The sequence below is a fragment of the Mesorhizobium caraganae genome, from assembly GCF_016836705.1.
Lineage (GTDB): Bacteria > Pseudomonadota > Alphaproteobacteria > Rhizobiales > Rhizobiaceae > Mesorhizobium > Mesorhizobium caraganae.
In genome coordinates, this window is record NZ_JAFCGY010000013.1 from 32628 (window position 1) to 58073 (window position 25446).

At 63.4% G+C, this 25446-nt stretch carries 31 protein-coding genes; 15 read left to right on the forward strand and 16 right to left on the reverse strand.

What is annotated here, in order from left to right; translation table 11 throughout:
• The first annotated feature begins 1 nt into the window (after position 1).
• The 5 genes from JQK88_RS20895 to JQK88_RS20915 are packed head-to-tail and all read left to right on the forward strand — an operon-like array spanning position 2 to position 4390.
• Entirely contained in the window at positions 2–1369 is a 1368-nt protein-coding gene (locus JQK88_RS20895; RefSeq protein WP_203279334.1) for an aminotransferase family protein, read from the forward strand.
• Positions 1370–1377: 8 nt separating this feature from the next.
• Positions 1378–2304, forward strand: a complete 927-nt coding sequence (gene kce, locus JQK88_RS20900; RefSeq protein WP_203279335.1) for a 3,5-dioxohexanoate:acetyl-CoA acetone transferase — start codon at positions 1378–1380, stop codon at positions 2302–2304.
• Positions 2305–2339: 35 nt separating this feature from the next.
• The gene (locus tag JQK88_RS20905; protein WP_192253620.1) at positions 2340–2837 is read left to right on the forward strand and encodes a 2-thiouracil desulfurase family protein; all 498 of its coding nucleotides are present in this window, start codon (positions 2340–2342) and stop codon (positions 2835–2837) included.
• A 3-nt stretch (positions 2838–2840) separates the two neighbouring features.
• Positions 2841–3365: a GNAT family N-acetyltransferase gene (locus tag JQK88_RS20910; protein WP_203279336.1), complete on the forward strand. Its 525-nt coding sequence runs from the start codon at positions 2841–2843 to the stop codon at positions 3363–3365.
• Positions 3362–4390, forward strand: a complete 1029-nt coding sequence (locus JQK88_RS20915; protein WP_203279337.1) for a histone deacetylase family protein — start codon at positions 3362–3364, stop codon at positions 4388–4390. Before JQK88_RS20910 ends, JQK88_RS20915 begins: the two co-directional genes overlap by 4 nt.
• A gap of 1 nt (position 4391) precedes the next feature.
• On the opposite strand, the gene JQK88_RS20920 is transcribed toward JQK88_RS20915, so the two are convergent.
• The 4 genes from JQK88_RS20920 to JQK88_RS20935 all read right to left on the reverse strand — a co-directional run bounded on the left by JQK88_RS20920 (position 4392) and on the right by JQK88_RS20935 (position 7727).
• Positions 4392–5657: a cysteine desulfurase-like protein gene (locus tag JQK88_RS20920; protein WP_203279338.1), complete on the reverse strand. Its 1266-nt coding sequence runs from the start codon at positions 5655–5657 to the stop codon at positions 4392–4394.
• A 52-nt stretch (positions 5658–5709) separates the two neighbouring features.
• The gene (locus tag JQK88_RS20925; RefSeq protein WP_203279339.1) at positions 5710–6777 is read right to left on the reverse strand and encodes an aldo/keto reductase; all 1068 of its coding nucleotides are present in this window, start codon (positions 6775–6777) and stop codon (positions 5710–5712) included.
• A 117-nt stretch (positions 6778–6894) separates the two neighbouring features.
• Complete coding sequence (locus JQK88_RS20930; RefSeq protein WP_112561460.1) at positions 6895–7362, reverse strand: hypothetical protein; 468 nt, start codon at positions 7360–7362, stop codon at positions 6895–6897.
• 125 nt (positions 7363–7487) lie between these two features.
• The gene (locus tag JQK88_RS20935; protein ID WP_203279340.1) at positions 7488–7727 is read right to left on the reverse strand and encodes a hypothetical protein; all 240 of its coding nucleotides are present in this window, start codon (positions 7725–7727) and stop codon (positions 7488–7490) included.
• Positions 7728–7775: 48 nt separating this feature from the next.
• Here JQK88_RS20935 and JQK88_RS20940 point away from each other — a divergent pair, with 48 nt between their 5' ends.
• Positions 7776–7940: a hypothetical protein gene (locus tag JQK88_RS20940; protein WP_192253608.1), complete on the forward strand. Its 165-nt coding sequence runs from the start codon at positions 7776–7778 to the stop codon at positions 7938–7940.
• A 58-nt stretch (positions 7941–7998) separates the two neighbouring features.
• Here JQK88_RS20940 and JQK88_RS20945 read toward each other — a convergent pair whose 3' ends face one another.
• Positions 7999–8505, reverse strand: coding sequence for a DUF1993 domain-containing protein (locus tag JQK88_RS20945; RefSeq protein WP_203279341.1), 507 nt, complete (start codon positions 8503–8505; stop codon positions 7999–8001).
• A 138-nt stretch (positions 8506–8643) separates the two neighbouring features.
• Between JQK88_RS20945 and JQK88_RS20950 the strand changes: the two genes are divergently transcribed.
• Positions 8644–9693 (forward strand): DUF1176 domain-containing protein, encoded by a 1050-nt coding sequence (locus tag JQK88_RS20950; protein ID WP_203279342.1) that lies wholly within the window; start codon positions 8644–8646, stop codon positions 9691–9693.
• Positions 9694–9708: 15 nt separating this feature from the next.
• Here the strand turns inward: JQK88_RS20950 and JQK88_RS20955 are convergent, their stop codons facing one another.
• The 7 genes from JQK88_RS20955 to JQK88_RS20985 are packed head-to-tail and all read right to left on the reverse strand — an operon-like array spanning position 9709 to position 16062.
• A complete protein-coding gene (locus JQK88_RS20955; protein ID WP_203279343.1) occupies positions 9709–10605 on the reverse strand; it encodes an alpha/beta hydrolase in 897 nt (298 codons plus the stop codon).
• Positions 10606–10637: 32 nt separating this feature from the next.
• A complete protein-coding gene (locus JQK88_RS20960) occupies positions 10638–12248 on the reverse strand; it encodes an NTP transferase domain-containing protein (protein ID WP_203279344.1) in 1611 nt (536 codons plus the stop codon).
• The gene (locus JQK88_RS20965) at positions 12245–12949 is read right to left on the reverse strand and encodes an XdhC family protein (protein ID WP_203279345.1); all 705 of its coding nucleotides are present in this window, start codon (positions 12947–12949) and stop codon (positions 12245–12247) included. The genes JQK88_RS20960 and JQK88_RS20965 overlap by 4 nt, the downstream gene beginning before the upstream one ends.
• Before the next feature lie 6 nt (positions 12950–12955).
• A complete protein-coding gene (locus JQK88_RS20970; RefSeq protein WP_203279346.1) occupies positions 12956–13294 on the reverse strand; it encodes an XdhC family protein in 339 nt (112 codons plus the stop codon).
• A gap of 44 nt (positions 13295–13338) precedes the next feature.
• The gene (locus JQK88_RS20975) at positions 13339–14604 is read right to left on the reverse strand and encodes a vWA domain-containing protein (RefSeq protein ID WP_192253596.1); all 1266 of its coding nucleotides are present in this window, start codon (positions 14602–14604) and stop codon (positions 13339–13341) included.
• A gap of 4 nt (positions 14605–14608) precedes the next feature.
• On the reverse strand, positions 14609–15538 hold the full coding sequence (locus JQK88_RS20980) for an AAA family ATPase (protein ID WP_023711480.1): 930 nt from the start codon (positions 15536–15538) through the stop codon (positions 14609–14611).
• Positions 15535–16062 carry a flavin reductase gene (locus tag JQK88_RS20985; RefSeq protein WP_192253594.1) on the reverse strand — a complete coding sequence of 176 codons (528 nt, stop codon included), beginning with the start codon at positions 16060–16062 and terminating at the stop codon, positions 15535–15537. The genes JQK88_RS20980 and JQK88_RS20985 overlap by 4 nt, the downstream gene beginning before the upstream one ends.
• Before the next feature lie 180 nt (positions 16063–16242).
• Between JQK88_RS20985 and JQK88_RS20990 the strand changes: the two genes are divergently transcribed.
• Positions 16243–17313: a branched-chain amino acid ABC transporter substrate-binding protein gene (locus JQK88_RS20990; protein WP_192253592.1), complete on the forward strand. Its 1071-nt coding sequence runs from the start codon at positions 16243–16245 to the stop codon at positions 17311–17313.
• Positions 17313–18332, forward strand: coding sequence for a P1 family peptidase (locus JQK88_RS20995; protein WP_192253590.1), 1020 nt, complete (start codon positions 17313–17315; stop codon positions 18330–18332). The genes JQK88_RS20990 and JQK88_RS20995 overlap by 1 nt, the downstream gene beginning before the upstream one ends.
• Before the next feature lie 13 nt (positions 18333–18345).
• Here the strand turns inward: JQK88_RS20995 and JQK88_RS21000 are convergent, their stop codons facing one another.
• Positions 18346–18600, reverse strand: coding sequence for a DUF2171 domain-containing protein (locus JQK88_RS21000; RefSeq protein WP_192253588.1), 255 nt, complete (start codon positions 18598–18600; stop codon positions 18346–18348).
• Between the two features lie 137 nt (positions 18601–18737).
• Between JQK88_RS21000 and JQK88_RS21005 the strand changes: the two genes are divergently transcribed.
• From JQK88_RS21005 to purB, 3 genes are read left to right on the forward strand one after another with little or no spacing between them, the layout of a single operon-like run.
• A complete protein-coding gene (locus tag JQK88_RS21005; RefSeq protein WP_203279347.1) occupies positions 18738–19463 on the forward strand; it encodes a DUF2259 domain-containing protein in 726 nt (241 codons plus the stop codon).
• 56 nt (positions 19464–19519) lie between these two features.
• Entirely contained in the window at positions 19520–19984 is a 465-nt protein-coding gene (locus JQK88_RS21010; protein ID WP_192254323.1) for a hypothetical protein, read from the forward strand.
• A 59-nt stretch (positions 19985–20043) separates the two neighbouring features.
• Positions 20044–21351, forward strand: a complete 1308-nt coding sequence (gene purB / locus JQK88_RS21015; RefSeq protein ID WP_192253584.1) for an adenylosuccinate lyase — start codon at positions 20044–20046, stop codon at positions 21349–21351.
• Between the two features lie 211 nt (positions 21352–21562).
• Here purB and JQK88_RS21020 read toward each other — a convergent pair whose 3' ends face one another.
• Complete coding sequence (locus JQK88_RS21020; protein ID WP_203279348.1) at positions 21563–22375, reverse strand: VOC family protein; 813 nt, start codon at positions 22373–22375, stop codon at positions 21563–21565.
• A gap of 191 nt (positions 22376–22566) precedes the next feature.
• Between JQK88_RS21020 and JQK88_RS21025 the strand changes: the two genes are divergently transcribed.
• Entirely contained in the window at positions 22567–23121 is a 555-nt protein-coding gene (locus tag JQK88_RS21025; RefSeq protein ID WP_192253580.1) for an RBBP9/YdeN family alpha/beta hydrolase, read from the forward strand.
• Between the two features lie 26 nt (positions 23122–23147).
• On the opposite strand, the gene JQK88_RS21030 is transcribed toward JQK88_RS21025, so the two are convergent.
• Positions 23148–23921 (reverse strand): HpcH/HpaI aldolase family protein, encoded by a 774-nt coding sequence (locus tag JQK88_RS21030; RefSeq protein ID WP_112561442.1) that lies wholly within the window; start codon positions 23919–23921, stop codon positions 23148–23150.
• A 129-nt stretch (positions 23922–24050) separates the two neighbouring features.
• Positions 24051–24371, reverse strand: coding sequence for a DUF1476 domain-containing protein (locus JQK88_RS21035; protein WP_056562205.1), 321 nt, complete (start codon positions 24369–24371; stop codon positions 24051–24053).
• Between the two features lie 47 nt (positions 24372–24418).
• On the opposite strand from JQK88_RS21035, the gene JQK88_RS36980 reads away from it, so the two are divergent.
• Entirely contained in the window at positions 24419–24541 is a 123-nt protein-coding gene (locus JQK88_RS36980; RefSeq protein ID WP_281434885.1) for a hypothetical protein, read from the forward strand.
• Positions 24542–24647: 106 nt separating this feature from the next.
• Positions 24648–25442: a phosphoribosylaminoimidazolesuccinocarboxamide synthase gene (gene purC / locus JQK88_RS21040; RefSeq protein WP_056594372.1), complete on the forward strand. Its 795-nt coding sequence runs from the start codon at positions 24648–24650 to the stop codon at positions 25440–25442.
• Positions 25443–25446: the final 4 nt, after the last annotated feature.

Below are 25446 nucleotides of genomic sequence, written 5' to 3' on the forward strand. Positions count from 1 at the left end.
AATGATCGCCTTGCAGTCCGTCGAATCCGACCGTCGACCGAACCTTTTCCATTTCACCAGGTTGCAACGACCAATGGTGGACCGCGCCGATGGCATCTACCTGTGGGACAAGAGCGGCCGCCGCTACATCGACGGATCGAGCGGCGCGGTCAACGTCAATGTTGGCCATGGCAACCGCAATGTCATCGACGCGATGAAGCGGCAGCTGGACCGCGTCAGCTTCGCCTACATCTTTCAATTCGAGAACGAACAGGCGATCGGGCTGGCGCGCGCACTGGCCGATCGCCTGCCTAACGGGCTCAACCGCATCTATTTCGTTTCCGGCGGCTCCGAGGCGATCGAAGCCTGCCTCAAGCTCGCGCGGCAATGGGCCGTCGCAACAGGTCAGCACAAACGCTGGAAGACCATCGGCCGGATGCCCTCCTATCATGGTGTCACAGTCGGCACGCTTGCCGTAACCGGCGATGACATTCTCACCAAGACCTTCGATCCGATCGGTCGGCCAATGCCATTGGTGCCGGCCCCGTTTGTTCATCGCGATCACGACAACCTGTCAATGGAACAGCGAGGTGTCCGCTACGCGAATATGCTGGAGGAAAAGATCCTGGAGGAAGGGCCGGAAAGTGTGCTCGCCTTCATCATGGAGCCGATCGGCGGCGCCGCGACCGCGGCGCTGGTCCCGCCGGACAGCTATTTTCAGCGTATCCGCGAAATCTGCGACCGCCACGGCATCCTGCTCATCCACGACGAAGTGATGACTGGTATCGGGCGCACCGGCAAATTCCTGGGCGGCGACCACTGGTCCTGCCGGCCGGATATCGTCGCGCTGTCCAAGGGTCTTTCATCCGGTTATGCGCCCCTTGGCGCACTTGCCGCGACAGAGAGGATCGTCGGGCCGGTTGTCGAGGCGGGTGGATTCCTGCATGGCCATACATACGGCGGCAACCCTGTGGCTTGCGCAGCGGGCATTGCCGTTCTTGGCGAGGTCGACCGACTTGGCTTGATCGAGAATTCCGCCGCCATGGGCGAGATGCTGAGGGCCGAGCTTGAAGCCCTGTCGAGCCGCTTTCCTTTCATAGCCGACGTGCGAGGCAAGGGCCTTTTCATGGGAGCGGAGCTCTACGCGGACCCCTTGGCCAAGACGCCACTGCCACAAAATCTCAACGCCAATTTGCGGCTGATCGATCTGGCCTTTGAACGCGGACTGATCGTTTACTCGCGGCGCGTGCGTGGCGGGCCGGTGAGCGACAATTTCATGGTCTGCCCGCCGCTGATCGCGACCCACGACCAGATCGGTGAGATTATGGCGGTCCTTGGCGACACACTGGAAGCACTTGCCGTCGAACTCAACCTGCCGGTCAACCGCTGAGGCGCAAAATGGCGAGAAAAGTCATCATCACCTGCGCCGTCACCGGTTCGGTGCACACGCCGTCCATGTCGCCCTATCTGCCGGTGACGCCGGACCAGATCGCCACGGATGCGATTGCGGCGGCGGAAGCCGGCGCCTCGATCCTGCATCTGCACGCCCGCGATCCCAAGGACGGTCGCCCGACCGCCGATCCTGAGGTGTTCATGCAGTTCCTGCCGCGCATCAAGCAGGCAACCGATGCGGTGATCAACATCACCACCGGCGGCTCGTCGCTGATGACGCTGGATCAGCGGCTGGCCGCACCGCTGCGGGCCCAGCCGGAAATGTGCTCGCTCAACATGGGCTCGATGAACTTTGCGCTGTTCCCGATGCTCGACAAGCCACGCGAATGGCAGCACGAGTGGGAGCCAAAACTGCTCGAAGCCACCCGCGACACGATCTTCAAGAACACTTTTGCCGACATGGAAGGCGTGCTGGAAAAGCTCGGCAAGGGCTGCGGCACGCGCTTCGAGTTCGAATGCTACGATGTCGGCCATCTCTATTCGCTGGCGCATTTTCGCGATCGCGGGCTGGTGTCGGGACCACTGTTCATCCAGTTCGTGCTCGGCATTCTGGGCGGCATCGGCGCCGATCCCGACAATCTCATCCACATGAAGCGCATCGCCGACAAATTGTTTGGCGACAGCTACCAATTCTCGGTGCTCGCCGCCGGCCGCAACCAGATGCCGCTGATCTCGATTGCGGCGGCGATGGGTGGCAATGTCCGTGTCGGGCTGGAGGACAGCCTCTATGACGGCCGCCAGCTGGCGAAATCCAACGCCGACCAGGTGCGCCGTATTCGCGGCATTCTCGACGGGCTGTCGCTGGACGTCGCCACACCGGCGGAGGCGCGCGACATGCTGGCGCTGAAGGGTGGCGACCGGGTAGCCTTCTAGGGGCGCACCGGATCGCGTGGTAAAAGGAGGCTGACTTGGAAAGGATTCTGGTCTCAGCCTGCCTGCTCGGCAGCCACGTCCGCTACAACGGCTCTTACCGGCTCAACAACCATCCGGTATTGACGCGATGGCAGGCGGAAGGGCGGGTCGTGCAAATCTGCCCCGAGGTTGCGGCGGGCTTCTCCACGCCGCGCCCTCCGGCGGAAATTCGCGGCGCAGGCGACGCTGTGCTGCACGGCCAAGGCCAGGTGGTCGAGCAGACGGGAAACGATGTGACCGCACTCTATCTCGAAGCCGGTCAGATTACGCTGGAACTCGCCCGGGAAACCGGATGTCGCTATGCGGTTCTCACCGACGGCAGCCCGTCCTGCGGTTCAAGCTTCGTCTATGACGGCAGTTTTTCGGGTAACCGCGTGGCCGGCCGCGGCACGACCACCGCGCTCTTGGAAGCCAACGGCATTCGCGTCTTTTCGGAAGACGATATCGGCAAACTTGACGATCTCCTGAACGGCTCAGCCGGAACCGTGGCCTGATCCATGGCGAAGAAGATCAGCATGACCGGCGATATCGTCATCCGCCGCGGCACCATCAAGGACGTCGACACCATCTACGCCGCGCTTCTGCGCCTCGGCGCCCATATCGGCGCGCATCAGGAAATCACCTCCACCGCCGATGATCTCCGCCGTTACGGTTTTGGCGAAAAGCCTGCCTTTTCCACCCTGATCGCCGAAGTCGGTGGCGAATTTGCCGGGCTGTGCCTCTCTTTCCCGATCTTCTCGACCTGGATGGGACGGCCCGGCGTCTATATCCAGGACCTCTATGTCGAGGACCGGTTTCGCGGCCGCAAGATCGGCGAAAAGCTGCTGCGCCGGGTCGCGCGTGACTGCCGCCGGGATGGTGGCGCCTATCTCAGGCTGTCGGTCGATACCGATAATGACGGCGCCAAGGCGTTTTATGAGAAGCTCGGCATTGGCTGGGCGCATTATGAGCAGACGCAGAAGATCGTCGGCGAGGCCTTTTTCGCTTTTGCCGATGCAGTGCAGGATGGGGAAACGGAATGAAAGCCTTCTTTGCCGACGAGCAGAAACGCCACGACCCGAAGGCCTTCCTGTCCAGCGGCGCGCCACAACCCAATCCCGAACAGCCGGAGCGTGCCGAACGGTTGTTAGCTGGCGCAAGAGCTACCGGATTGACGATCGAACGGCCCAGAGATCATGGCCTCGGGCCGGTGGCGGCCGTGCACACGCCCGAATATCTCGCCTTCCTCGAACATATTTTCGCGCGCTGGCAGCGCATTGAAGGCGCTTCGTCGGAAGTCATTCCCAACATCCATCCGCTGGCGCGCGACGGCGCCTATCCGGCCTCGGCGGTCGGCCAGGCCGGCTACCACATGGCCGACACCGCCTGCCCGATTTCGGCCGAGACCTGGCAGAGCGCGCTGTGGAGCGCCTGGACCGCGGTCGAGGCAGCCGAGGCGGTGATATCAGCCGCGCCTGCCGCCTATGCGCTCTGCCGCCCGCCCGGCCACCATGCCTTTGCCGATGTCGCCGGCGGCTTCTGCTTCATCAACAATTCGGCGGTCGCGGCGCAAGTGTTGCGCAAGCAGGCAGCGCGGGTAACGATCCTCGATGTCGATCTGCATCACGGTAACGGCACGCAAGGCATTTTTTACGCGCGGCCCGACGTGTTGACGGTGTCGCTGCATGCCGATCCGGTGCGCTTCTATCCGTTCTTCTGGGGCCATGCCGACGAGCGCGGCGAAGGGCCGGGCCTCGGCTATAATTTCAACCTGCCACTGCCGCGCAAATCCGCCGATGCGGCGTTTCTCGAAGCACTTGGTGTAGCGTTCCAGCGTATCCGCGCCTTCGCGCCGGACGCGCTGGTCGTGGCGCTCGGTCTCGACGCGTTCGAGGGTGATCCGTTCGGCGGGCTGTCGGTGACCACACCCGGCTTCTCGCGCATCGGCGAGGCAATCGCCAAGCTCGGCCTGCCGACGGTGATCGTGCAGGAAGGCGGTTATCTCTGCGACGCGCTCGGCGACAACCTCACCGCATTCCTCACCGGTTTCGGCGGCAAACAGCGCTGATTCAGCCACGCTGTTGCCTCAGCATGGCGACGACCCGGTGCACGCTTTCCAGCGTCTCGTCGATCTCCGCTGCCGAGTTGTAATGCGCGATGCCGATGCGCACGACGCCTTGCTCGGCCGGAATGCCGAGCTGATGGACGATCTCCCAGGCGTAGTTGTGGCCTGACCACAGGAAGATGTTTTCGGCATTCAGCTGCCGCACGATCGTCTCCGGCACGATGCCGTCGACCGTGAAGGACACCGTCGGCACGCGCTCGCTTACACGTTTGGGATCGGTGATGCCGCGAATGGTCAGGCCCTCGATATCGGACAGGCCTTCAATCAGCCTTAGCGCCAGCGGGTTTTCATGGGCGATCGAGACTTCGAATGCCTTGGCAATCTTGCGTCTGCGCGAACCGCTCTCACCGGCGGCCGCGCCGAGATCGGCGAAATAGTCGACCGCGGCGGTCAGCCCGGCCATCAGTTCGATCTGCGGCGTGCCGAGTTCGAAACGCTCCGGCAGGCCGTTGGACGAGCAGCGGCATTTGTAGGGTTTCAGTGCGTCGATGACGTCGCGGCGGCCCCAAAGGATGCCCATATGCGGGCCGAAGAATTTGTAGGCGGAGCAGACCAGGAAATCGCAGCCGAGATCCTGCACATCGATCAGGCCATGCGGCGCGAACTGCACGGCATCGACATAGACAAGCGCGCCGGCCTGTTTGGCGAGCGCCGTCAGCGCCTTGACCCGGTTGATCGAGCCGGTGAGGTTCGAGGCATAGTTCAGCGCAACGAGTTTTGTCTTGTCGGTCAACAGTGCGCTCAGCGCCGTCTCCTCGACCTGCCAGCTTGTCTCGTCGAAGGGCAGGAAGCGGACGACAAGGTCAAGGTCTTCGGCCAGTTGCAGCCAGGGCGAGACGTTGCCCTCATGATCCATGCGGGTGACGATGATCTCGTCGCCCGGCTTGAACCGGCGGCCGAGCGTGCGCGACATGTGATAGGTCAGCGTCGTCATGTTGGCGCCGATGATGATTTCTTCAGCGCTTGCCGCACCGAGGAAATCGGCCATCGCCGCATGCGCGTCGTCGACCACTTTTTGCGCCGCCACGGTCGTTTCGAAATAGCCGCCGAGATTGGCGTTGGTGGTCAAGAGGCAGCGGGCCACCGCATCGGCGACCGCTTGCGGCACCTGCGTGCCGGCCGGATTGTCGAGATAGATGCGCCGGCGTCCCTTGTCGGTCAGGTCCAGCGCCGGAAATTTCCTCCTGACGGTCTCTAGCGGAAAATCCATAGCTGTCCCCTTCCCCTTGTCTTTGCTCGGCAATTCCGCCCGGACGGCTTGCCTATGGGCACGGATTGCCGACGCGCTGGTGGATCGCGTCGACGCCCTTCTGCATCTCCTCGGTCCAGGTCACGTCCGCCGAAGACAGCGCCATTTCGAGCTGCGCAATCGTCGTCGCGCCGATGATGCTGGAGGTAACAAATGGCCGGCTGGCGACATAGGCATTGGCAAACAGCGCCGGCTCGAGGCCGAAGGAGCGCGCCAGCTCATTGTATTCGAGCTGCGCCTCGGCGGCGTTCGGCGTCTCGTAACGCTGGCCGCGGTTGAACAGCTGTGAGCGCGAGCCTTGCGGGCGCGCGCCATGGTCGTATTTGCCGGTGAGATAGCCTTGCGCCAGCGGCGAATAGGCGAGAAAGCCAACCTCTTCGCGTTCGCAGACCTCGGCGAGGTTCACCTCAAAGGTGCGGTTGACGAGATTGTAGGCGTTCTGCAGCGAGACGACGCGCGGACCGAGGCCCTTGTCGGCCTCGGCGATGAAGCGCATGACGCCCCAGGAGCTTTCGTTCGACAGGCCGAGATGGCGGATCTTTCCCGCCTTCACCAGCTCCTCGAAGACGGCCAGTGTCTCGGCGATCGGCGTCTCGCCGGCCGGCGCGCCAACGGCGTCGGCACGGCGCGGCGTGGCGCCGACGCGGGTCGGGTTGGCGCCCCAGGGGATGTCGCGTTCCGGCCAGTGGATCTGGTAGAGATCGAGATAGTCGGTGCCGAGCTTGGCAAGCGATTTGTCGATGGCGTCACAGATGTCGGCGCGCACCAGTTTTGACGGCCGGTCGCCACGAAACCAGCGGTTGGCGGTGCGGCCGACCACTTTCGAGGCGAGGATGACCTTGTCGCGATTGCCCTTGGCCTTCATCCAGCTGCCGATGAACCTCTCCGTCCGCCCCTGCGTCTCCTCTTTCGGCGGGATCGGGTAGAGCTCGGCGGTGTCGATGAAATTCACGCCGCGCTCAAAGGCCAGATCCATCTGCGCATGCCCTTCGGCCTCGGTGTTCTGCTGGCCCCAGGTCATCGACCCCAGGCAGATCTGGGTAACAAGAAGATCGGTCCGACCGAGACGGCGTTTGTGCATGGAATTTCTCCGGCGGGAATTTTTGCGCGGCTGCGCGGGAAGGAAGCCACACCATAGGCAAAGCAGAGGCGCTCTCCAAGCCTCAGCCGACCGACTTTTGTGTGAGCCCTGGAAAAGTCAGCGCCGGGCGCCGGCCACCGCGCGCCGCTTGGCTTCGTCGATCAGCATGTTGGCGACCTGCATGCGGATCATGGCGCGCTGGCGCAGATGCGGCGCGACGCGATCAGGATGATTGGCAAAGGCAAAGCTGCGGCGCATGCGGCCGAGATCGGCGTTCTTGACGGGATGATCGAGACCGAGCTCGACGGCGATCGCCTCGGGATCGATCGGCGGCAGTCTTTCCTCGGGCTTTGCTTCCTCGCCGGCCAGTGCCAGCTTGGCCTGGTCGAGAAGTGCGGCGAATTCGGCGGCAAGATCGGACCCAGACTCGCGATATTCGGCGGTGAAGGTTTCGCCGGAGACCTTGATGCGGCCGGAATGAAGCTCGTCGGCCACGGACAGATAGTCGAACGGGATCGACGGCCGCGCGCCTGTCTCCTCACCAGCCTCGTCCTTGTCGGAGGCGACGAACAGATCGTCGAGCAAGGAAGCGAAATCCCGCTTGGCGCCGATGTCAGCCTCCCCCTCGTTTTAACCGTGAGCATGTGAATAGAGCCAGCCGCACCATAGAACCGGCTCGTTAAAAATGAATGCCACTGATCTTAACCAGTTTAGGCGTTGGCCAGACTTGCGCGGGCCGCTTGATGGTGCGGGAAGTTCAACAAAAAGCCGGACTGCATCTTCATGCAGCCCGGAAAATTCGCCAGGAGTGGCGAGGAAAAGCCGGCCATGTGCCAGCGTCTATGCGTACGGTCCGCATCAGCCGAAAGTTTCAGCCAATGAGCTGATTGTGCCGAAAAGAAATCGCCCGGCATGGCTGCCATGCAAATGCTGCACTGCACAATCTTCATATTTTCCCTATATTCGGTGCCGTGGAGGATCAACTAAGGGGCCGAATCATGGGGTTCTTCACTGAAATGTTTGCTCGTCCGCGTCCGCAGGAGCATCAGCGTTACCGCTCGGCACTGGCATTGCTGCATTCGATGAGCAATGCCGACCGCGCCGACGTCGGCATTAAGCCGGCCGATTTCCCGCGCATCGCCCGCGAAATGTCGATGCGCTGAACCAGCGCAAGACGAGGTTTCCCGGCAGCGACCGGGAAACCTCGAAAAGCCGAATCCTTCAACTATTGCCGAGGTAGGCACCCTTTGTCAGCGGCACGCCGTTGTGGCGCAGGATGTCGTAGGCCGTGGTGACGTGGAAATAGAAGTTGGGCATGGCGACATGCAGCAAATACTGCAGTCCGGGCATCGAGACCTCGCGCGGGCCAAACTTCAGGTCCACCATCCTGTCATCCGAGCCATCGAATTCGGCAGCCGAGAACGACGCCAGAAGCTCGAGCGTCTTGGCTAGGCGCGCCTGAAGGTCGACGAAACTCGCTTCATTGTCTTCGTATTTCGGCACTTCGCGGCGGGCCAAGCGCGACGGCGCGCCCTTGGCATGGTCGGTGGCGACCTGCACCTGCCTCACCAGCGCGTACATGTCGGGCGCCAGCCTTGCGGTCAAAAACACCTGCGGGTCGATCTTGCGGTCGGCCGCGTTCTGTTCGGCAGTCGACAGCACAGTTGAGAGCGCCTTCAGCCTGGCCGAAAACACCGGCACCGAGGCCTCGTACATCGATATCGTCATCTTGATTCTCCCTGCGGCCGAGCGCCGAAGGCGCGACCTAGCGCTTTCGCCGACGATTGTTCAAGCCACTGCAGCCATGCGTCACCGCGCCGCCGCAATCAGTGTGGTAGAATCTTCGTTACCGTGCGGAGATTCCCGATGAAGCGCATCTTTCTCGCAGCAGTTGCACTCTTCTCCCTTGCCACGATACGCCAAGCCGCGCTGGCTGCCGAAGACACACCCGAAGTGCCCTACGTCGACGACCGATCAAGCGCCGATGCCGTCGTCCGTTCGCTTTACAGCGCCATCAACCGGCACGAATTCGCCCGCGCCTGGGGCTATTACGGCGATACCAAGCCAGCAAAGGATTTTGACGCTTTCGTCAAGGGCTATGACGGCACCGACAAGGTCGATGTCGAAACCGGCGACGTTTCCGATGAGGGCGCGGCCGGCAGCATCTATTACAGTGTCCCGGTCGCCATCCGCGCCACCGACAAGGTAGGCAACGAGGCGGTGTTCGCCGGCTGCTACACGCTGCGCCAGGTCAGTGCAGACATTCAAGCCCCGCCGTTCCGGCCGATCTTCATCGACAAGGGCGCGCTGAAGCCGTCCAAGGCCGATTTCGAGGAGGCGCTGCCGGCAAGCTGCGGCGATGGACCGCCGCCGCCGAAAAAGGACACCGCGCTCGAACAGGCCAAGAAAGCTTTCCTGGCGACTTATGGCGACCAGTGCGACAAGCAATTCCTCGGCGAGGAGCCGAACGCTTTTTCGATCAAATACAAGGACAAGGATGCGGCTGAAGGCGACCCCGACAAGGAGACACGGCTTTTCGAATTCTCCTGTTCTGCCGCTGCCTACAATACCGCCTCGGTCTACTACATGACCGACGCGCTTGGCGGCGTGCTGCAGCTGCAGTTCGCCGAGCCGGAACTGGATATCCGTTACGAGAACAACGACAGCGACGGCAAACTGCTCGGTGTGACCGTCACCGGCTTCCACACGACCGGCTGGGCGACCAATCCCGAATATGACGAAGAAACCAGGACGATCCGCACGTTCAACAAATGGCGTGGTGTCGGCGATGCCTCCGACAGCGGCACCTATCTGTTCCGCAACGGTGATTTTTCGCTGGTCCAGTACGACGTGGACGCCTCCTATGACGGCGAGGAAAACCCGCAGACGGTGGTCGACTACAACACCGCGCCTTGATCGATTGCCATCGGCTCAGGGCGCTTTCGACAGCATCCAGTTCAGCGTTTCGCGCCAGTCGACCATGCGGATCGGCGTGCCGTGGGTGCCCGTTTCAAAACGGACGAAGTGTGTCGGATAGGGATAGGCTTTCGAGTTCGCGATGATGGAGCGGAAGAAGGCTTCCTGCTTCTCCACGGGAAAGACCGGGTCCTTGCTGCCCTGGCCGAAAAAGACCGGTACATGGCGCCTGTAGGCCGGGCTCGACAGGAAACTTTCATCCCATAGCGAGCCGAGCAGCAGCAGCCCGTTTATCCGGCGTCCCGTGTCGTTGCGGCCGGCCAGCTTCCAGCACAGCGCGCCGCCCATGGAGCCGCAGGCGACGAAGATTTTTGCGTCCGGCGAGGCCTCGGCATAATGGCCGATCAGTGCGGCGACCTGGGCTGCGCCTTTGTCGCCGAAATCCGTGAAATCCGGTGACAGATAGAGGCCGCCATTGCCGGCCATCAGGTTCTTGATGCGGTTGAAATTGCCGCCGAAGGTGAAGTCGTCGACGCCCTGCTTGCGGCTGCCGCCCTGCCCGTGCAGGTAGAGCACGATGATGCCGGCGCCCTCGGTCTTGCCGACGGCGACATGCCTGACATCGCCGGCATCGGTCTTCAGCATCAAATCCTGCTGCACCTTGCGCACGCCGGTGTCGGTATACTGCGCGTGTACGCGCTTTTCCGGCACCTCGTCACGGGCATTGATGTCACGCATCTCGCGGTAGTCGATGACCGTGTAGGCGCCCTTGTCCGTGGACGAGAGCGTCGCCGGATAGGCGAAGAGATCGTCCTTGTAGGGTTTTAATTCGAGGGCATCGGCGTTGGCTGCGGACAGCGAAAGCGCGATTGCGCTCAGCAGCGCGCGGGAGAGTTGGAAGCGAAGAGCCATCCCTCAGCCATGCGTTTTTCAGCTTCGGTTTGTCAATCCTGCAGCACGCCGCCGGCGTCTTCCAGCGCCTCGCGGGTGTCGACATCGATCGATGCACCGTCACCAATCTCGACGTCGATGACATCAAGCCCTTCGGCTTCGACCAGATGGCGGGCGCCGGTGTCGCCTTCGAGATGGGCGATGGCTGGAAACAGCGCGCGCGGCAAAAGCACCGGATTGCCGCGGCGGCTGTCATGCGCGGCGCGCACGACAGAGCGGCCCTCGGCCTTACGGAAGGCCTCGATCAGCCTGTCGAGATCGGCCGAGGAGATGCCCGGCATGTCGCCGAGGACGATCATCGCACCGGCGGCATCGGCTCCAACCCGGGCAATGCCGGCTTTGAGCGACGAGGAGAGGCCGTCGGCGAAATCCGGATTGTCGGCGAAGATCACGTCCAGGCCAGCCAGGGCATGGCGCACCCGCTCGCGCTGATGGCCGGTGACAACGACGGTGCTGGATGCCTTCGAACCAAGCGCGCGTTCGGCGGTGCGGCGCACCAGCGGCTTGCCTTCGAACAGCGCCAGAAGCTTGTTGGACCCGCCCATGCGGCTGGAACGGCCGGCGGCCAGAAGCACGATCTCGACCTTCAACCCGGCTCTCGTCGGCAGCGGCTCGCGCGGCTGCGGCCGGGTCGGGATTTCCATCAGAAGCCCGCCGACACCCATGCCGGCGATATCCCTGGCGGTCACGTCGAGCCCGGCGATCAGCCGGTCAAGCACCCAGTCGAAGCCGTTCTCCTTGGGGCTGCGGGCACAGCCAGGCGCGCCGATGACGCGCTTGCCATCGAGCGTGCCGAGCACCAGCAGATTGCCGGGATCGACCGGCATGCCCGCGCGGATGACAGTACCGCCGGCCCTCTCGATTGCCGCCGGAACGACATCGGCAAAATCGCTCATCGCCGAGGCGCCGAAGATCACCACCATGTCGTTGTCGCGCGCCAACGCGGCCGCGGCCTCGGCGACGGGCGCAACCTCGTGCGGCGTGCGGCGCTCGGCGGTCAGCCGGGCGCCGGAGCGCGCCAGCCGCGCCTCGGTGACGCGCAGCGTCTTGTCGAGCACGCTGGCCTTGATGCCCGGCAGCACCGTCTGGATGACGCCGATGCGCACCGGCTGGTAGGCATTGACGGCGAAGATCTCGCCGCCGGCGCAGATTTTTACCACCGCATCGACCAGGGCCGAAGCGACAGCGAACGGGATGATCTTGACCGTCGCCACCATCTGGCCCTTCTCGACCGGCGCATGCTGCGCCAGCGTGGCGATGGTAATGGTCGGGTCGACCGCATTGATGGCGTCGATCATTGTGGCATCGACGGTGAAGACGCCGGCCGCCTTGGCATGGAGGTTCACTCGGCCGGTTGCAGCCGGTTTCGCCTCGATGTTGCGGTGGGCCATGCTTGCGGCGATCTTCTCGGCCGCTGCATCCTCGCTGAGATCATCGGCGGCAAGCACCGCAGCGACAATCTCGGAAACGCCGGCCGCCTTCAGCACCGCCACATCTTGGGCATTCAGCCTGTGTGCCTTGCGAAAACGCCGCTCGCCGGCCGTGGTGGCATGCGCCAGCACCGCGCCTTCGGCCTGATCGATCGGGACGGGACCGAATTTCACGCCGCAGCGCCTTTCGCTTCAAGCCCGCGCGAGCGAAAGGCGTGGATGGTCTGCGCCAGCACGGCAACAGCAATTTCAGCCGGGCTGGCGGCACCGATGTCGAGGCCGATCGGCGCGTGAATGCGGCCTATCTGGTCGGCGCTGGCGCCCAGCGCCAGCAGGCGCTCGACGCGCTTGGCGTGGGTTTTGCGGCTGCCGAGCGCGCCGATATAGAAGCAATTGGCATCGAGTGCCGCCTTCAGCGCGAAATCGTCGATCTTCGGATCATGGGTAAGGGCGGCGAGCGCCGTGTAGCTGTCGAGCGGTTGGCGCTTCAGCACATCCTCAGGCCATTCGGCATGCAGCGCGACATCGGGAAATCGGTCCGGCGTGGCAAAGGCGGTACGCGGATCGACGATTTCGAGGGGATAGCCGGCGATCTTTGCCATGGGCGCCAGCGCCTGGCTGATATGGACGGCGCCGATCACCACCAGACGCGGTTGCGGCAGATGCGCGTTGAGGAAGAAGGTCCGTCCCTCTGCCTCGATCGAGACCGAACTGCCCGACCGAAACGCCTTGGCGATCGCTTGCCCGAGTTCGCCGGCGACGGAATCGCCCTCGCGCACGATGCGGTCGCGGCCGTCGCCGAGATCGGTGACCAGGATCGCGGCGCGGCGGGCGCGGCGTTCTGCATTCAGTGTCTTGAGGGCGTACGGGTCCATGGCGTTTTAACCGAGCCGCTCGACGTAAACTTTGATGCGGCCGCCGCAGGACAGGCCGACCTGCCATGCCGTTTCGTCGGCAACGCCGAATTCCAGCATCCTGGCTTTGCCGGAATCGATGACGTCGATCGCCTCGCTCACCACGGCACCCTCGACGCAGCCGCCGGAGACCGAGCCGTGGAAATTGCCTTCGGCATCGATGACCAGATGGCTGCCGACAGGCCTCGGCGCCGAACCCCAGGTCTCGACCACGGTGGCAATGGCGACATCCTTGCCATCCTTCATCCAGCCTTCCGCGATGATCAGCGGGTCGCGGGCCTCATCGAGATAGATGCTATTGTCCATGATCGCTTCTCTCAGAGTCTGTTTTTGCAGAAGTAAACATATGGCTATGCTGCGCGCCTGATGCCAGCTTCCAGCCAGCGGCGCGGATCGACCGAAGCAGCCGATTTCTTGTCCAGCGAGGCGCAGAGGTCGGCCAGCGCATCGAGATTGTGCACCGAGCGGAACTCATCGACATGCGGCAGCATCGCCTTGACGCCCCGGGCGCGGGCCTCGAAGCCGTCGAAGCGCAGCAAGGGGTTCAGCCAGATCAGCCGCCGGCAGGATTTGTGCAGTCGGTCCATCTCTTCCGACAGGCCGGTGACATCGTCGCGCTCCAGCCCGTCGGTGATCAAAAGCACCACCGCGCCCTGCCCCAGCACACGGCGCGACCACTGCTTGTTGAACTTGGCCAGCGTGTCGCCGATGCGGGTGCCGCCGGACCAGTCCTTGACCGCCGCCGAGCAGTCGGCAAGGGCGGCATCGGGGTCGCGATGGCGCATCTGCCGGGTCAGATTGGTAAGCCGCGTGCCGAAGACGAAGGTGTGCACGCGCCGGCGCTTGTCGGTCAGCGCATGCAGGAAATGCAGGAAGATGCGCGTGTACTGGCTCATCGACCCGGAAATATCGGCGAGCACGACCAGCGGCGGATGCACCTCACGGGCCGAGCGGAATTTCGGCAGGATCAAGTCGCCACCGGTGCGCGCGGCCGACCGCATCATGGCGCGCGGATCGATGCGGCGGCCATGCGGGTCGGCCTTGAACCGCCGCGTCCGCACCATGTCGAAGGGCAGTCGCAGCTGGGCGATAGCCTTCTTGGCTTCGGCCATCTCGGCGGCGTCCATCTGGGCAAAGTCCTTGCCGCGCAGCACCTCGTTGCCGGAGAAGCTGAAGCGAGCGTCGACTTCGAACTCAGGGATTTCCTTGACCGGTTGGTTCTTATGATGGCCTTCGAACATCGCCTGGCTGACGCGGTTCTCGGCCGCGCGGGGTTTTTGCTTCTCCCTGGTGTCGGGCGCCACCGGCGAAAACATCGCCAGCAGCTTTTCGATCAGTTCGCGCGATTTCCAGAACAGCCGGAAGGCTTCGTCGAAGACAGGATGATCCTCGTGCCTGGACACCAGCACGGCATGCAGCGTCCAGTAGAAATCGTCGCGCGAGCCGATGCCGGCGGCGAGCACCGCCTCGATCGCATCCTTGACCGAGGCCGGCCCGACGCGCATGCCTGATTTGCGCAAGGTGCGGGCGAAATAGACGATGTTGTCTGCTATGCGCCCGTCTTCCGTCGCTTCTCTGGGGTCGGCCACTTTGGGGTAGGCACCCGGCGCCTTCACTATTCTACTCCGCCGCCGCAAGCTCGGCCTTGACCTCGTCGAGGATGCGCCGGCCCTCGCCCGCGCCGATGCGGGCAATGTCGTCCTGGTACTTCAGCAAAACGCCGATTGTGTCGGATACGGTCTCCGGATCGAGCGCCACCTTGTCGAGTTCGGTCAGCGCGCCGGCCCAGTCGATGGTTTCGGCAACGCCCGGCGCCTTGAACAATTCGACCTGGCGCAATTTCTGGATGAACGACACCACTTCGGCTGAAAGCCGGCTGTTGGCTTGCGGCACCTTGCGGCGCACGATCTCCAGCTCGCGCTCGGCGTTGGGATAGTCGACCCAATGATAGAGGCAGCGCCGCTTCAGCGCGTCGTGGATTTCGCGGGTGCGGTTGGTGGTGATGATGACGATCGGCGGCTCCTCCGCCTTGATCGTGCCGAGCTCGGGCACCGTCACCTGGAAGTCGGACAGGATCTCGAGCAGGAACGCCTCGAAAGCCTCGTCGGTGCGGTCGAGCTCGTCGATCAGGAACACCGGGGCGGCACCGGCCTTGCCGGTCAGCGCATCGAGCACGGGGCGGCGGATCAGGTATTTTTCGGAGAAGACATTGCGCTCCATGTCGGAGCGGTCGACCGAGCCTGCCGCCTCCTCCATGCGGATCTCGATCATCTGCGCGGCGTAGTTCCACTCGTAGACAGCGGAGGAGACGTCGAGGCCTTCATAGCATTGCAGGCGGATCAGCCGGCGGCCGAGCGCCTGCGCCAGCACCTTGGCGATCTCGGTCTTGCCGACGCCGGCCTCACCTTCGAGGAACAGCGGCCGCTGCATGCGCAGCGAAAGGAACAGGACCGTTGCCAGCGAGCGGTCCGCGACATAGTCCGCACCGGTCAGGAGATCGAGCGTTTCGTCGATCGTCCGCGGCGCGGGGCGCGGTTTCAGCTCGGTCATTCTTTCTCCGTTGACGCCTCTGCTCCGCTTTCCAGCACGTGGTAGTCGCGGGCGTGGTAGATCAGCGGCCGCAAATTATCGCCCATGCGCAGACCTGTCACCTTGCCAAAAAGCACACGATGGGTGGCTAGATCCTTGGTGTCGATCAATTCGCAGTCGAACACGGCGAGAGCGCCCTTCAAGGCCGGGGCGCCTGTCGATATGACGTCCCACTCGCCGAGCGCGAAACGCGCATCGGACGACAGGCCGGTCAGGCCTGAGAACGCCACCGATAGCGGCTGCTGGTGCGAAGCCAATGTGTTCAGCGCAAACCGGCCGTTTTGCACGAACAGCTCGTTCTTGGCATTCTCGCGGTTGAGGCAGACGAGAACTGTCGGCGGCGTGTCCGACACCGAACAGGCGGCGATCACCGTCGTGCCGCGTTTGCCGGCGGGACCGTCGGTGGTCACCACATGGACGTGGCCGGCAAAATGCGCCATCGCGTCGCGATAGGCCTGCGGCCCTATGTCGTTCAACTTCAGCACCGATGATTTTCCATAAGCGGGAATCCAAGCGTTATATATGGCGGTACACAATAGGCCACAAGCGAAGTGCTTGACGCCAATCCGCAAATTCGCGTGTTGCGCCTGGGGCGGGCAGCCTTTAGGTCTTGGCGCAAGAGACGCTGGAAGCATGCGACCGGCACGGAGGAATTCTTCGTCAGAATGCGACCCCTAACAGCTGTAATAGCGGCACTGCTCTGGCAGTTGCCGGCAAGCGCGGGCGCTGAGACGCTGCTTGTCGGCGTCGCCGCGCCCCTGTCCGGTCCATCGGCGATCCTCGGCAAGCAGATCGAGGCGGGCGCTGGCCTGGCAGCGGAAGCCAACGGCGCCGAGATCAAGACGGTCGACGATGCCTGCACCGCCGATGGCGGCGCTGCCGCCGCCAGGGAGTTCGCCGCGGCGAAGGTCAACATCGTCGTCGGCTTCCTCTGCACCGAGGCCATCCAGGCGGCGCTGCCGATCCTGAAGGACGCCAACATACCGGTGATCACCGTCGGCGTGCGGACCGAAAGCCTGACCGACCGCCGCGCCAAGACCGGCTGGCCGGTCTATCGGCTGGGGCCGCGCGGCGATGATGAGCGCAATGCGGTGGCCACCATCCTCACCAGGCTGTGGCAGAACGAACTGTTCGCCATCGTCGATGACGGCACCATATACGGCCGCGAGATCGCCGAGACGCTGCGGGCAGCAGCCGAGCAGGCGGCGCTGAAGCCGGTGTTCACCGACACATTCCGGCCGCAACTCGACAACCAGATCGGGCTGATCGGTCGGCTGAAGAAGGCCGGCGCGACGCATGTCTTTGCCGGCGGCGACGGCGACGACATCGCGATCATGGGCCGTGACGCCAGCCAGCTCGAGGCCGGCATTATTTTTGCCGGCGGCGAGAATTTGCGCACACCGCCCGGCGACGTGCCTTACGCCGTCGGCACACTGATGATCGCGCCGCCGGAATGGGCCGATGTCGCCGACCCCAAGGTGTTGGCGGCATTTGCGACCAAAAACATCGCGCCGGACGGCTACACATTGCCGGCCTATGCCGCGGTGGAAATAGCCAAGGCGGCCTCTGCGGCAGCCGAGACCTCTGGCAAGCCGCTGGCCGACGCGCTCACCGGGCATGATTTCACCACCGCGATCGGTCCGCTGCGTTTCGACGACAAGGGCGATCTGAGCCAAAACCTCTACCGCGCCTTCCGCTTTGACGGCACACGTTTCGTGCCGGCGGAGACGAATTGATGTTTCGCACCGGGCTGCGCAATCTGATCACCGATGTCGCCGGCCTGCGGGTCGGCAACGCCAGCGCTGCCAGGCTGAAATCGGGCGTTACGACCGTGCTGTGCGACGAACCGGCGGTGGGGGGCGTGCAGATCCTCGGCGGCGCGCCAGGCACGCGTGAAACCGACCTGCTCGAACCGCATAATTCCATCGAGGCGGTGCATGCCGTGGTGCTTTCGGGTGGCTCGGCCTTCGGCCTCGACGCCGCCTCCGGCGTGCAGGCTGCATTGCGCGAAAAGGGCATCGGCGTCGATGTCGGCGGCTTTCGCGTGCCGATCGTGCCGGCGGCGATCCTGTTCGACCTGCGCAATGGCGGCGACAAGGATTGGGGTCGCTATCCGCCCTACCGCGACCTCGGCTATGAGGCGGCGCAAAATGCTATCACCGACTTTCCGCTCGGCACCGTCGGCGCCGGTACCGGCGCGCTCAGTTCCGGGCTGAAGGGTGGCCTGGGCTCGGCCTCGACCGTGCTCGACAACGGCGTCACCATCGGCGCGCTGGCCGCCGCGAACCCGACCGGCTCGGTGACGATAGCGCGGACGCGTTATTTCTGGGCCGCACCGTTCGAGATCGGCGATGAGTTCGGCGGACTTGGCTATCCCTCGCCGATGCCCGACGACGCCAGGCGGATCCTTTTGAAATACCGCGACAGGCGTGTGGGTGGGACGGGCGAGGCCGGCGGCAACACCACCATCGCCGTCATTGCCACCGACGCCGTGCTGACCAAGGCGGCGGCCAAACGGCTGGCCATATCGGCGCATGACGGCTTCGTGCGCGCCATCTGGCCGGTGCACACGCCGGCCGACGGCGATCTGGTGTTCGCGCTGGCAACCGGCAAGAGTGGCATCGAGCTTGGCGCCGACGAAGCCGTCGACTTCTTTGCCGCCGCCGGCGCCACCATGGCGCGTGCCATCAGCCGCGGCATCCATGCCGCGACGCCGGCCGATGGCGATCTGTTTCCGGTGTGGTCGTCGCGCTAGGCGCGTAATCCGATCAGGTCGGGTCGGATTTTTCTTCCTCGAAGCTGACCGCAACGTCCGAATTCGCCGACAGCCAGACCTTTTTGCCATCGACCTCGGCCAGCAGACTCAAGGGAATGTAGTGGTGATGGCCTTTGTGCCGACCCATGCCGCTGTCGGCCTTGGTCAGCTTGATCCGGTCGCCCTCGACCTTGTCGACGGTGCCGAGATGAACGCCGTCGGCGCCGACCACTTCCATATGTTCGCGAATCTTGCTGGCCTCGGTCATGGGGAGTTCTCCTTTTGAAAGCGATCGACGATAACAAACAGAGGCGCAATTGGATGCATCGCCTTTTGCATAGCACGATGTTTTGACTGTCTCATGATAGGGAACGATCGAACCATGGCGGCCGGAGCGGAACCCCGATGCGAAATCTTGTCCTGATTGGCGTTTGCCTGCTGGTGCAGCTGGCATCTGGCATCGCCGCCCGGGCGGGCGATGTCGCCGAACTCGAAATTCTAGGTTTCACCAGAGACGGCGGCGTCTTCGCCTTCGAGGAATACGGCGTCGCGGACGGATCGGGCTTTCCCTATGCCAACCGCTATTACATCGACACTGCCGACGACACGTTCCTGAAGGGCACGCCGATCCGTGTCCGGCTGGAGGACGAGACCGCCTCGCTCGACACGGCCCGTCTCCAGGCAAGGCAAAAAGGCGAAGTCATCATTGCCCAGGCCGAGCTTACCGCAAACCGCGGCATTACCGCCGGCTTCAATCCTGTGACCGAACTGTCGGCCGACCCGTTCCGCATGGTGGTCAACCCGCGGCCGATCTTCTCGCCGGTCGACCCGCCGCTGGAATTCCGGCTCGACGAGATCGGCATGAACAATACGGCAGGCTGTGAGAGCCAAGGCGAGATCAACGGTTTTCGCCTGCTGCGCATCGAGGCCAGGGATGGCGGCCAGACGCATCTGTTACATGAAGACAAATCGATCCCGAAAAGCCGCGGCTGCCCGAACGGCTACCGGATCGGCGCGGTGCAGACGTTTTCGATGGACAGTATCAGCACCTATGCGGTGCTGATCGCGGTGCGCCAATACGGCTTCGAAGGGCCGGATTTTCGCTGGATCGCCGTGACCGGCCGCCTGTGACAGCGCTCGATCAACCCAGCTGGCGCCAGCGCGCTGGCGCCCGTGTCCGCCGCGCCGTGCCATCGTCGCCTGCGGCTCTTCTCGGCGCCTTGCTGTGGGCGATGGCCATGGGCGCCAGCGCGCTGGCCGGCCTTTGGCTCGACAATTGGGAGACGCCGGAAAAGATCCGGTTCGTCGTCCTGCTCTATGCCATGGGCGCAGCACTTGCCTTCCCCTTCGGCCTGTTTGCGGCGCGGCTGCTCTCGCTCGGCCGGGCGTCGGAAGTGGCGTTTGCCGCCGCCTTCATCTGCCTGCTTGCCACGACACTCGCCTTCACTGGCGGGCTGTTTGCCCTGCAATACCGCTCCTACTACGCCGAATGGCACGCCGAGGCTTTCACCGTCCTCTGGGCGTTCGAACTGGTGTTCACCTCGCTGACGGCGCTGTACCAGTTCGTGGTGCTGGGCGTGCGGCTCTATTTTCCACTCGGATTCATCGCGCTTGCCGTCGCCAGCGTGTGGTTTGCGCACCAGCAGCGTTGAGCATTTGGTCCGCCTCTGTTAGGAGGCGGACTTAACCACCGACATATCAGGACTGACGGATGATCCCTCGCTATTCCCGGCCGGAAATGGTCGCCATCTGGTCGCCGGAAACCCGCTTCCGCATCTGGTTCGAAATCGAGGCCCATGCCTGCGATGGGCTGGCTGAGTTGGGCGTCATCCCCAAGGAAGCTGCCAAGACCATCTGGGAAAAGGGCAATGCGGCCAAATTCGATGTCGGCAAGATCGACGAGATCGAGGCCGTCACCAAGCATGACGTCATTGCCTTCCTCACCCATCTCGCCGAATTCGTCGGACCGGACGCCCGTTTTATCCACCAAGGCATGACCTCGTCGGACGTTCTCGACACTTGCCTTGCGGTGCAGCTCAGCCGCGCCAGCGACATATTGCTCGCCGATCTGGATGGCCTGCTCGCCGCGCTGAAGCGCCGCGCCTTCGAGCACAAGGACACCGTCACCATCGGCCGCAGCCACGGCATTCACGCCGAGCCGACCACCTTCGGCATCAAGCTGGCGCAAGCCTATGCCGAGTTCTCGCGCTGCCGCGAGCGGCTGGTGCACGCGCGGGAGGATATCGCGACCTGCGCCATATCGGGCGCGATCGGCACCTTTGCCAACATCGACCCCTATGTCGAAGAGCATGTGGCTAAAAAGCTGGGGCTGAAGCCGGAACCGGTGTCGACGCAGGTCATCCCGCGCGACCGCCACGCCATGTTCTTCGCCACGCTCGGCGTCATCGCCTCGTCGGTCGAGCGGCTGGCGACCGAGATCCGGCATCTGCAGCGCACCGAGGTGCTGGAAGCGGAAGAGTATTTTTCCCCGGGTCAAAAAGGCTCGTCGGCCATGCCGCACAAGCGCAATCCGGTGCTGACCGAAAACCTCACCGGCCTTGCCCGCATGGTGCGCTCCATGGCGCTGCCGGCGATGGAGAATGTGGCGCTCTGGCACGAGCGTGATATCTCGCACTCGTCGGTCGAGCGCATGATCGGACCGGACGCGACGGTGACGCTGGATTTCGCGCTGTCGCGGCTGACCGGCGTCGTCGACAAATTGCTGGTCTATCCCGACAACATGCTGAAGAACATGAACAAGTTCCGCGGCCTGGTGCATTCGCAGCGCGTGCTTCTGGCGCTGACGCAGGCCGGCGTATCACGCGAGGACGCATACCGTCTGGTACAGCGCAACGCCATGAAGGTGTGGGAACAAGGCGCTGATTTCCTTGAAGAATTGCTGGCCGACAAGGAGGTCACCGCAGCGCTGCCCGAAGCCGAGATCCGCGAGAAATTCGACCTTGGCTACCACACCAAACATGTCGACACGATCTTCAAGCGGGTTTTTGGGGAAGCTTAGCTTCCTTCTCCCCGTCACTATACGGGGAGAAGGTGCCGGCAGGCGGATGAGGGGCGGCGCGAACTTTTGCGATGATCGAAACCGCTCACGCGTGACAATCTCAGAACGTTTGCGCTGCCCCTCATTGCCCTGCCGGGCATTTCTCCCCGTATAGTGACGGGGAGAAAGACGATTTCGCCGCCCGCTTTCGCCAACCGCCAACGTTGTCTAATCAAGCCTTGCCGGGAACCGTCCTGATCACCGTGCCCCACGGATCCTCGCGGCTCGTTTCCTTGGTCACATTGTCCGACCGCATCTCGACCCAGGCGAGGCCGGCGCGCGATGGATCGCGGCGGCCGGCGCCTGAACTATGCCAGGCATTGGCGCCAATATGGTGGTGGTAGCCGCCGGACGACAGGAACACGGCCTGACTGCCATATTTGGCGACCGTGTCGAAGCCGAACTCCTGGTGCCACCAGGCTTCGGCGTCCTCCGGCCGGCCGACGCGCAGGTGGACATGGCCCACAATGCTGTTTTCCGGGGCGCCCTGCCAGCCGGCGTCACCGGCCGGCACGCTGACAGCCACGGCAGCCAGGTTCAGCCGCTCGGTCGCCATAGCGATCTTGTCGCCGTTCCACTTCCACTCCTCCGGCAGGCGGTCTCTATAGATTTCAATGCCGTTGCCTTCGGGGTCAGTCAGGTACAGCGCCTCGCTGACCAGATGGTCGGAGGCGCCCTCGATGCGGATCTTGTTGGCGGCGGCATGGTTGATCCAGCGGCCGAGATCGGCGCGGCTGGGCAGCAGGAAAGCGGTGTGGAACAGGCCGGCGCTGCGCGGATCGTCCGGCTTGGCCGCCGCGTCAGGCTCGATGACCAGCAACGGGCGATCGGCGGCGCCCAGCGTGATGGCGCCGTCGGCACGGCTCAACTCCTGCAAGCCGACAACGGCACGGTAATAGGCTGCGAGGCTTTCGGCGTCGCGCGCCTTCAGGCCAACGCGTGACACACTGACGGGGGTAGTCGCGGCAAAAGGCAGTTCGCTCATAAAACTCTCCATTCGGCGCGCTGTCCAAGGCGCCTCAGCAATTCTGTCGATGGTCCCGATCCGACATCTCAGATCGTCTATCCCGATCGTTCACACAAGACGGAAAGAATCGAACAGGTTGTTCACAATTGTGACGCACCTCATGCATCGACATGGTTGCACGAGACGGAGCCGCTCGCTATCTCAGCGGCATGAAAGTCAAAGACGCAGATATCTTGATCGTGCCGGGCTACACCAATTCAGGCCCGGAACACTGGCAGACACGCTGGCAGTCCAAACTGTCGACGGCGCGCCGGGTCGAGCAGGCCGAATGGTCGAAGCCGGTGCGCGAGGACTGGACAGCGAGCGTGGCGAACGCCGTCAACGAAGCCGAGCGGCCGGTGGTGATCGTTGCCCATTCGCTGGGCGTGGCAGCCGCGGTGCAGGCCATTCCGCAATTCAGGAAGCCGGTCGCCGGCGCGTTTTTTGTCGCGCCTCCCGATGTCGCCAATCCGGAGATAAGGCCGAGGCACCTGATGACCTTCGGCCCCTATTCGCGCGAGCCGCTGCCCTTCCGGTCCATCGTGATTGCCAGCCGCAACGATCCGTTCTGCGCCTTCGAGGTTGCCGAGGACATTGCCGGCGCCTGGGGTTCGCTGTTCATCGATGCCGGCGAAACCGGTCACCTCAATGAGGACGCCGGCTTCGGCCCGTGGCCCGAGGGATCGATGACCTTCGCCAAGTTCCTGACCGACCTCAAGGCCTGACCGGCTCAGAGGCAAGGCACTAAGCCTTAGCCCTTGATCGAATCGTTCATGCTCTTGATCAGGGTTTTTGCGCCGAGTGAAATCAGCGCGTGGTCCGAGCCCATCGCCAGCAGCCGGTAGCCCATTGCCACGACGCGGCCGGCTATCGCCGGCTCGACGACGTAGATGGCGGCATGCTTGCCAGCCTTGCGTGTCCGCTCGGCGATGGAGGCGACGGTTTCCATCATGCTTTCCAGCGTCGAGTTGATGGTGGCGCCGTTCGACCAGGCGATCGAGAAATCCGATGGACCGAGGAAGATGCCGTCAATGCCGGGCGTATCGAGAATGCCGTCCAGCGCATCGAGCGCGGCGCGCGTTTCGACCATGGCGAAGGCCATGGTGCGCTGATTGGTGTCGCGCAGCCACTCGGCATGGTCGCCCTTGCCGTGGCGCGGAAAGGCATAGGTCGGACCCCAGGAGCGTTCGCCGAGCGGCGGGTATTTCATGGCGGCGGCGAACAGTTTTGCATCGGCCACCGAGTTCACCATTGGCGCAATTACCGCCTCGGCGCCGAAATCGAGCGCACGGCTGGCCATGTCGAAGCGCCCGACCGGAATGCGCACCAGCGCCGGCTTGTTGGCTGCGAGCACCGGCACCAGGCCGCGCAAGACCGAGTCTTCGTGGTGTCCGCCATGCTGCATGTCGAGCGTGACGGCGTCAAAACCCTGCTTGGCGATGATTTCGACCGTCAAAGCGTCCGGAACCCCGGACCAGGCGGTGAACAGCGTTTCATCCGCCGCCAGGCGTGATTTCAGGGACATCGGCGCTTTTCCTTGTTGGCACGGGCCCATCAGCAGGCCTGCGCGCAGTTTCAGCCGGAAAAGGCTGAAAAGGCAAAGAAAAACCGCCCGGCTGGGCCGGGCGGTCGATTGGTCCAGAAGTGGCTGGAATCAGGTGTTCTTGATCTGCTCGATCGCCTGCGCCATCAATTCGTCCATGGTGCGGCGGATCTGATGGTCGGACTGGTCGACGCCGGCGGCGTCGAAATCCTTGCGGATCTTGCGGAACACGTCGTGATCGCCGGCTTCCTCGATGTCGGAAACAACCACTTCCTTGGCATAGGCGTCAGCGTCAGCGCCGGACTTGCCCAGCTTTTCGGCGGCCCACAGGCCAAGCGCCTTGTTGCGGCGTGCGGAGGCCTTGAAGCGAAGTTCTTCGTCGAAGGCGAATTTGCGCTCAAAACCCTCTTCGCGGTCTTTCATGCTGCTCATGGCTTCCCTCCGGTGAAATCGATTCGCGTTGGCGGTGGATATGTGTGTTGCCGCAGCACAAACCAAAAGGGCGCGGGTCGGTCAATATGCTACATCACTTGCTGCGCTGCGGCATTTCATTCCTGAAACCGGCCAACGAGAAGGATTTGCCGATTGAGCAAACGCTGTGATTGGGATAGACCCGGCATTGAACCCCACCCGTCGCCGTCCTAATTTAGGCAGACGGACAGGAACTGGTCGCTTGCCGCCTGCCCGCAAATCCAGAGAAAAAATCAGATGAAAAATCGCCGCCGCATTTATGAAGGCAAGGCCAAGATCCTCTATGAGGGACCAGAACCGGGCACGCTGATCCAGTTCTTCAAGGATGATGCGACCGCGTTCAATAAGAAGAAACACGAGGTCATCGACGGCAAGGGCGTGCTCAACAACCGCATTTCCGAGTACATCTTCAATCATCTGAACCGCATGGGCATTCCGACCCACTTCATCCGCCGGCTCAACATGCGCGAGCAGTTGATCAAGGAAGTCGAGATCATTCCGCTCGAAGTGGTGGTGCGCAATGTCGCCGCCGGTTCGCTGTCCAAGCGCCTCGGCATCGAGGAAGGCACCGTTCTGCCGCGCTCGATCATCGAATTCTATTACAAGGCCGATGCACTCGACGACCCGATGGTGTCGGAAGAGCATATTACCGCTTTCGGCTGGGCGAGCCCGCAGGAGATCGACGACGTCATGGCGCTCGCCATCCGCGTCAACGACTTCCTCTCCGGCCTGTTCATGGGCGTCGGCATCCAGCTCGTCGACTTCAAGATCGAATGCGGCCGCCTGTTCGAGGGTGACATGATGCGCATCGTCGTTGCCGACGAGATCTCGCCGGATTCGTGCCGGCTGTGGGACGTGGCAACGCAGGACAAGCTCGACAAGGACCGTTTCCGCCGCGACATGGGCGGCCTCGTCGAAGCCTATCAGGAAGTCGCCCGCCGCCTCGGCATCATGAACGAGAACGAGCCGCCGCGCCCGACCGGCCCGGTGCTTGTCGCCTCGACCGAAGGCATCAAAGGCAAGCCGCACTAAACCC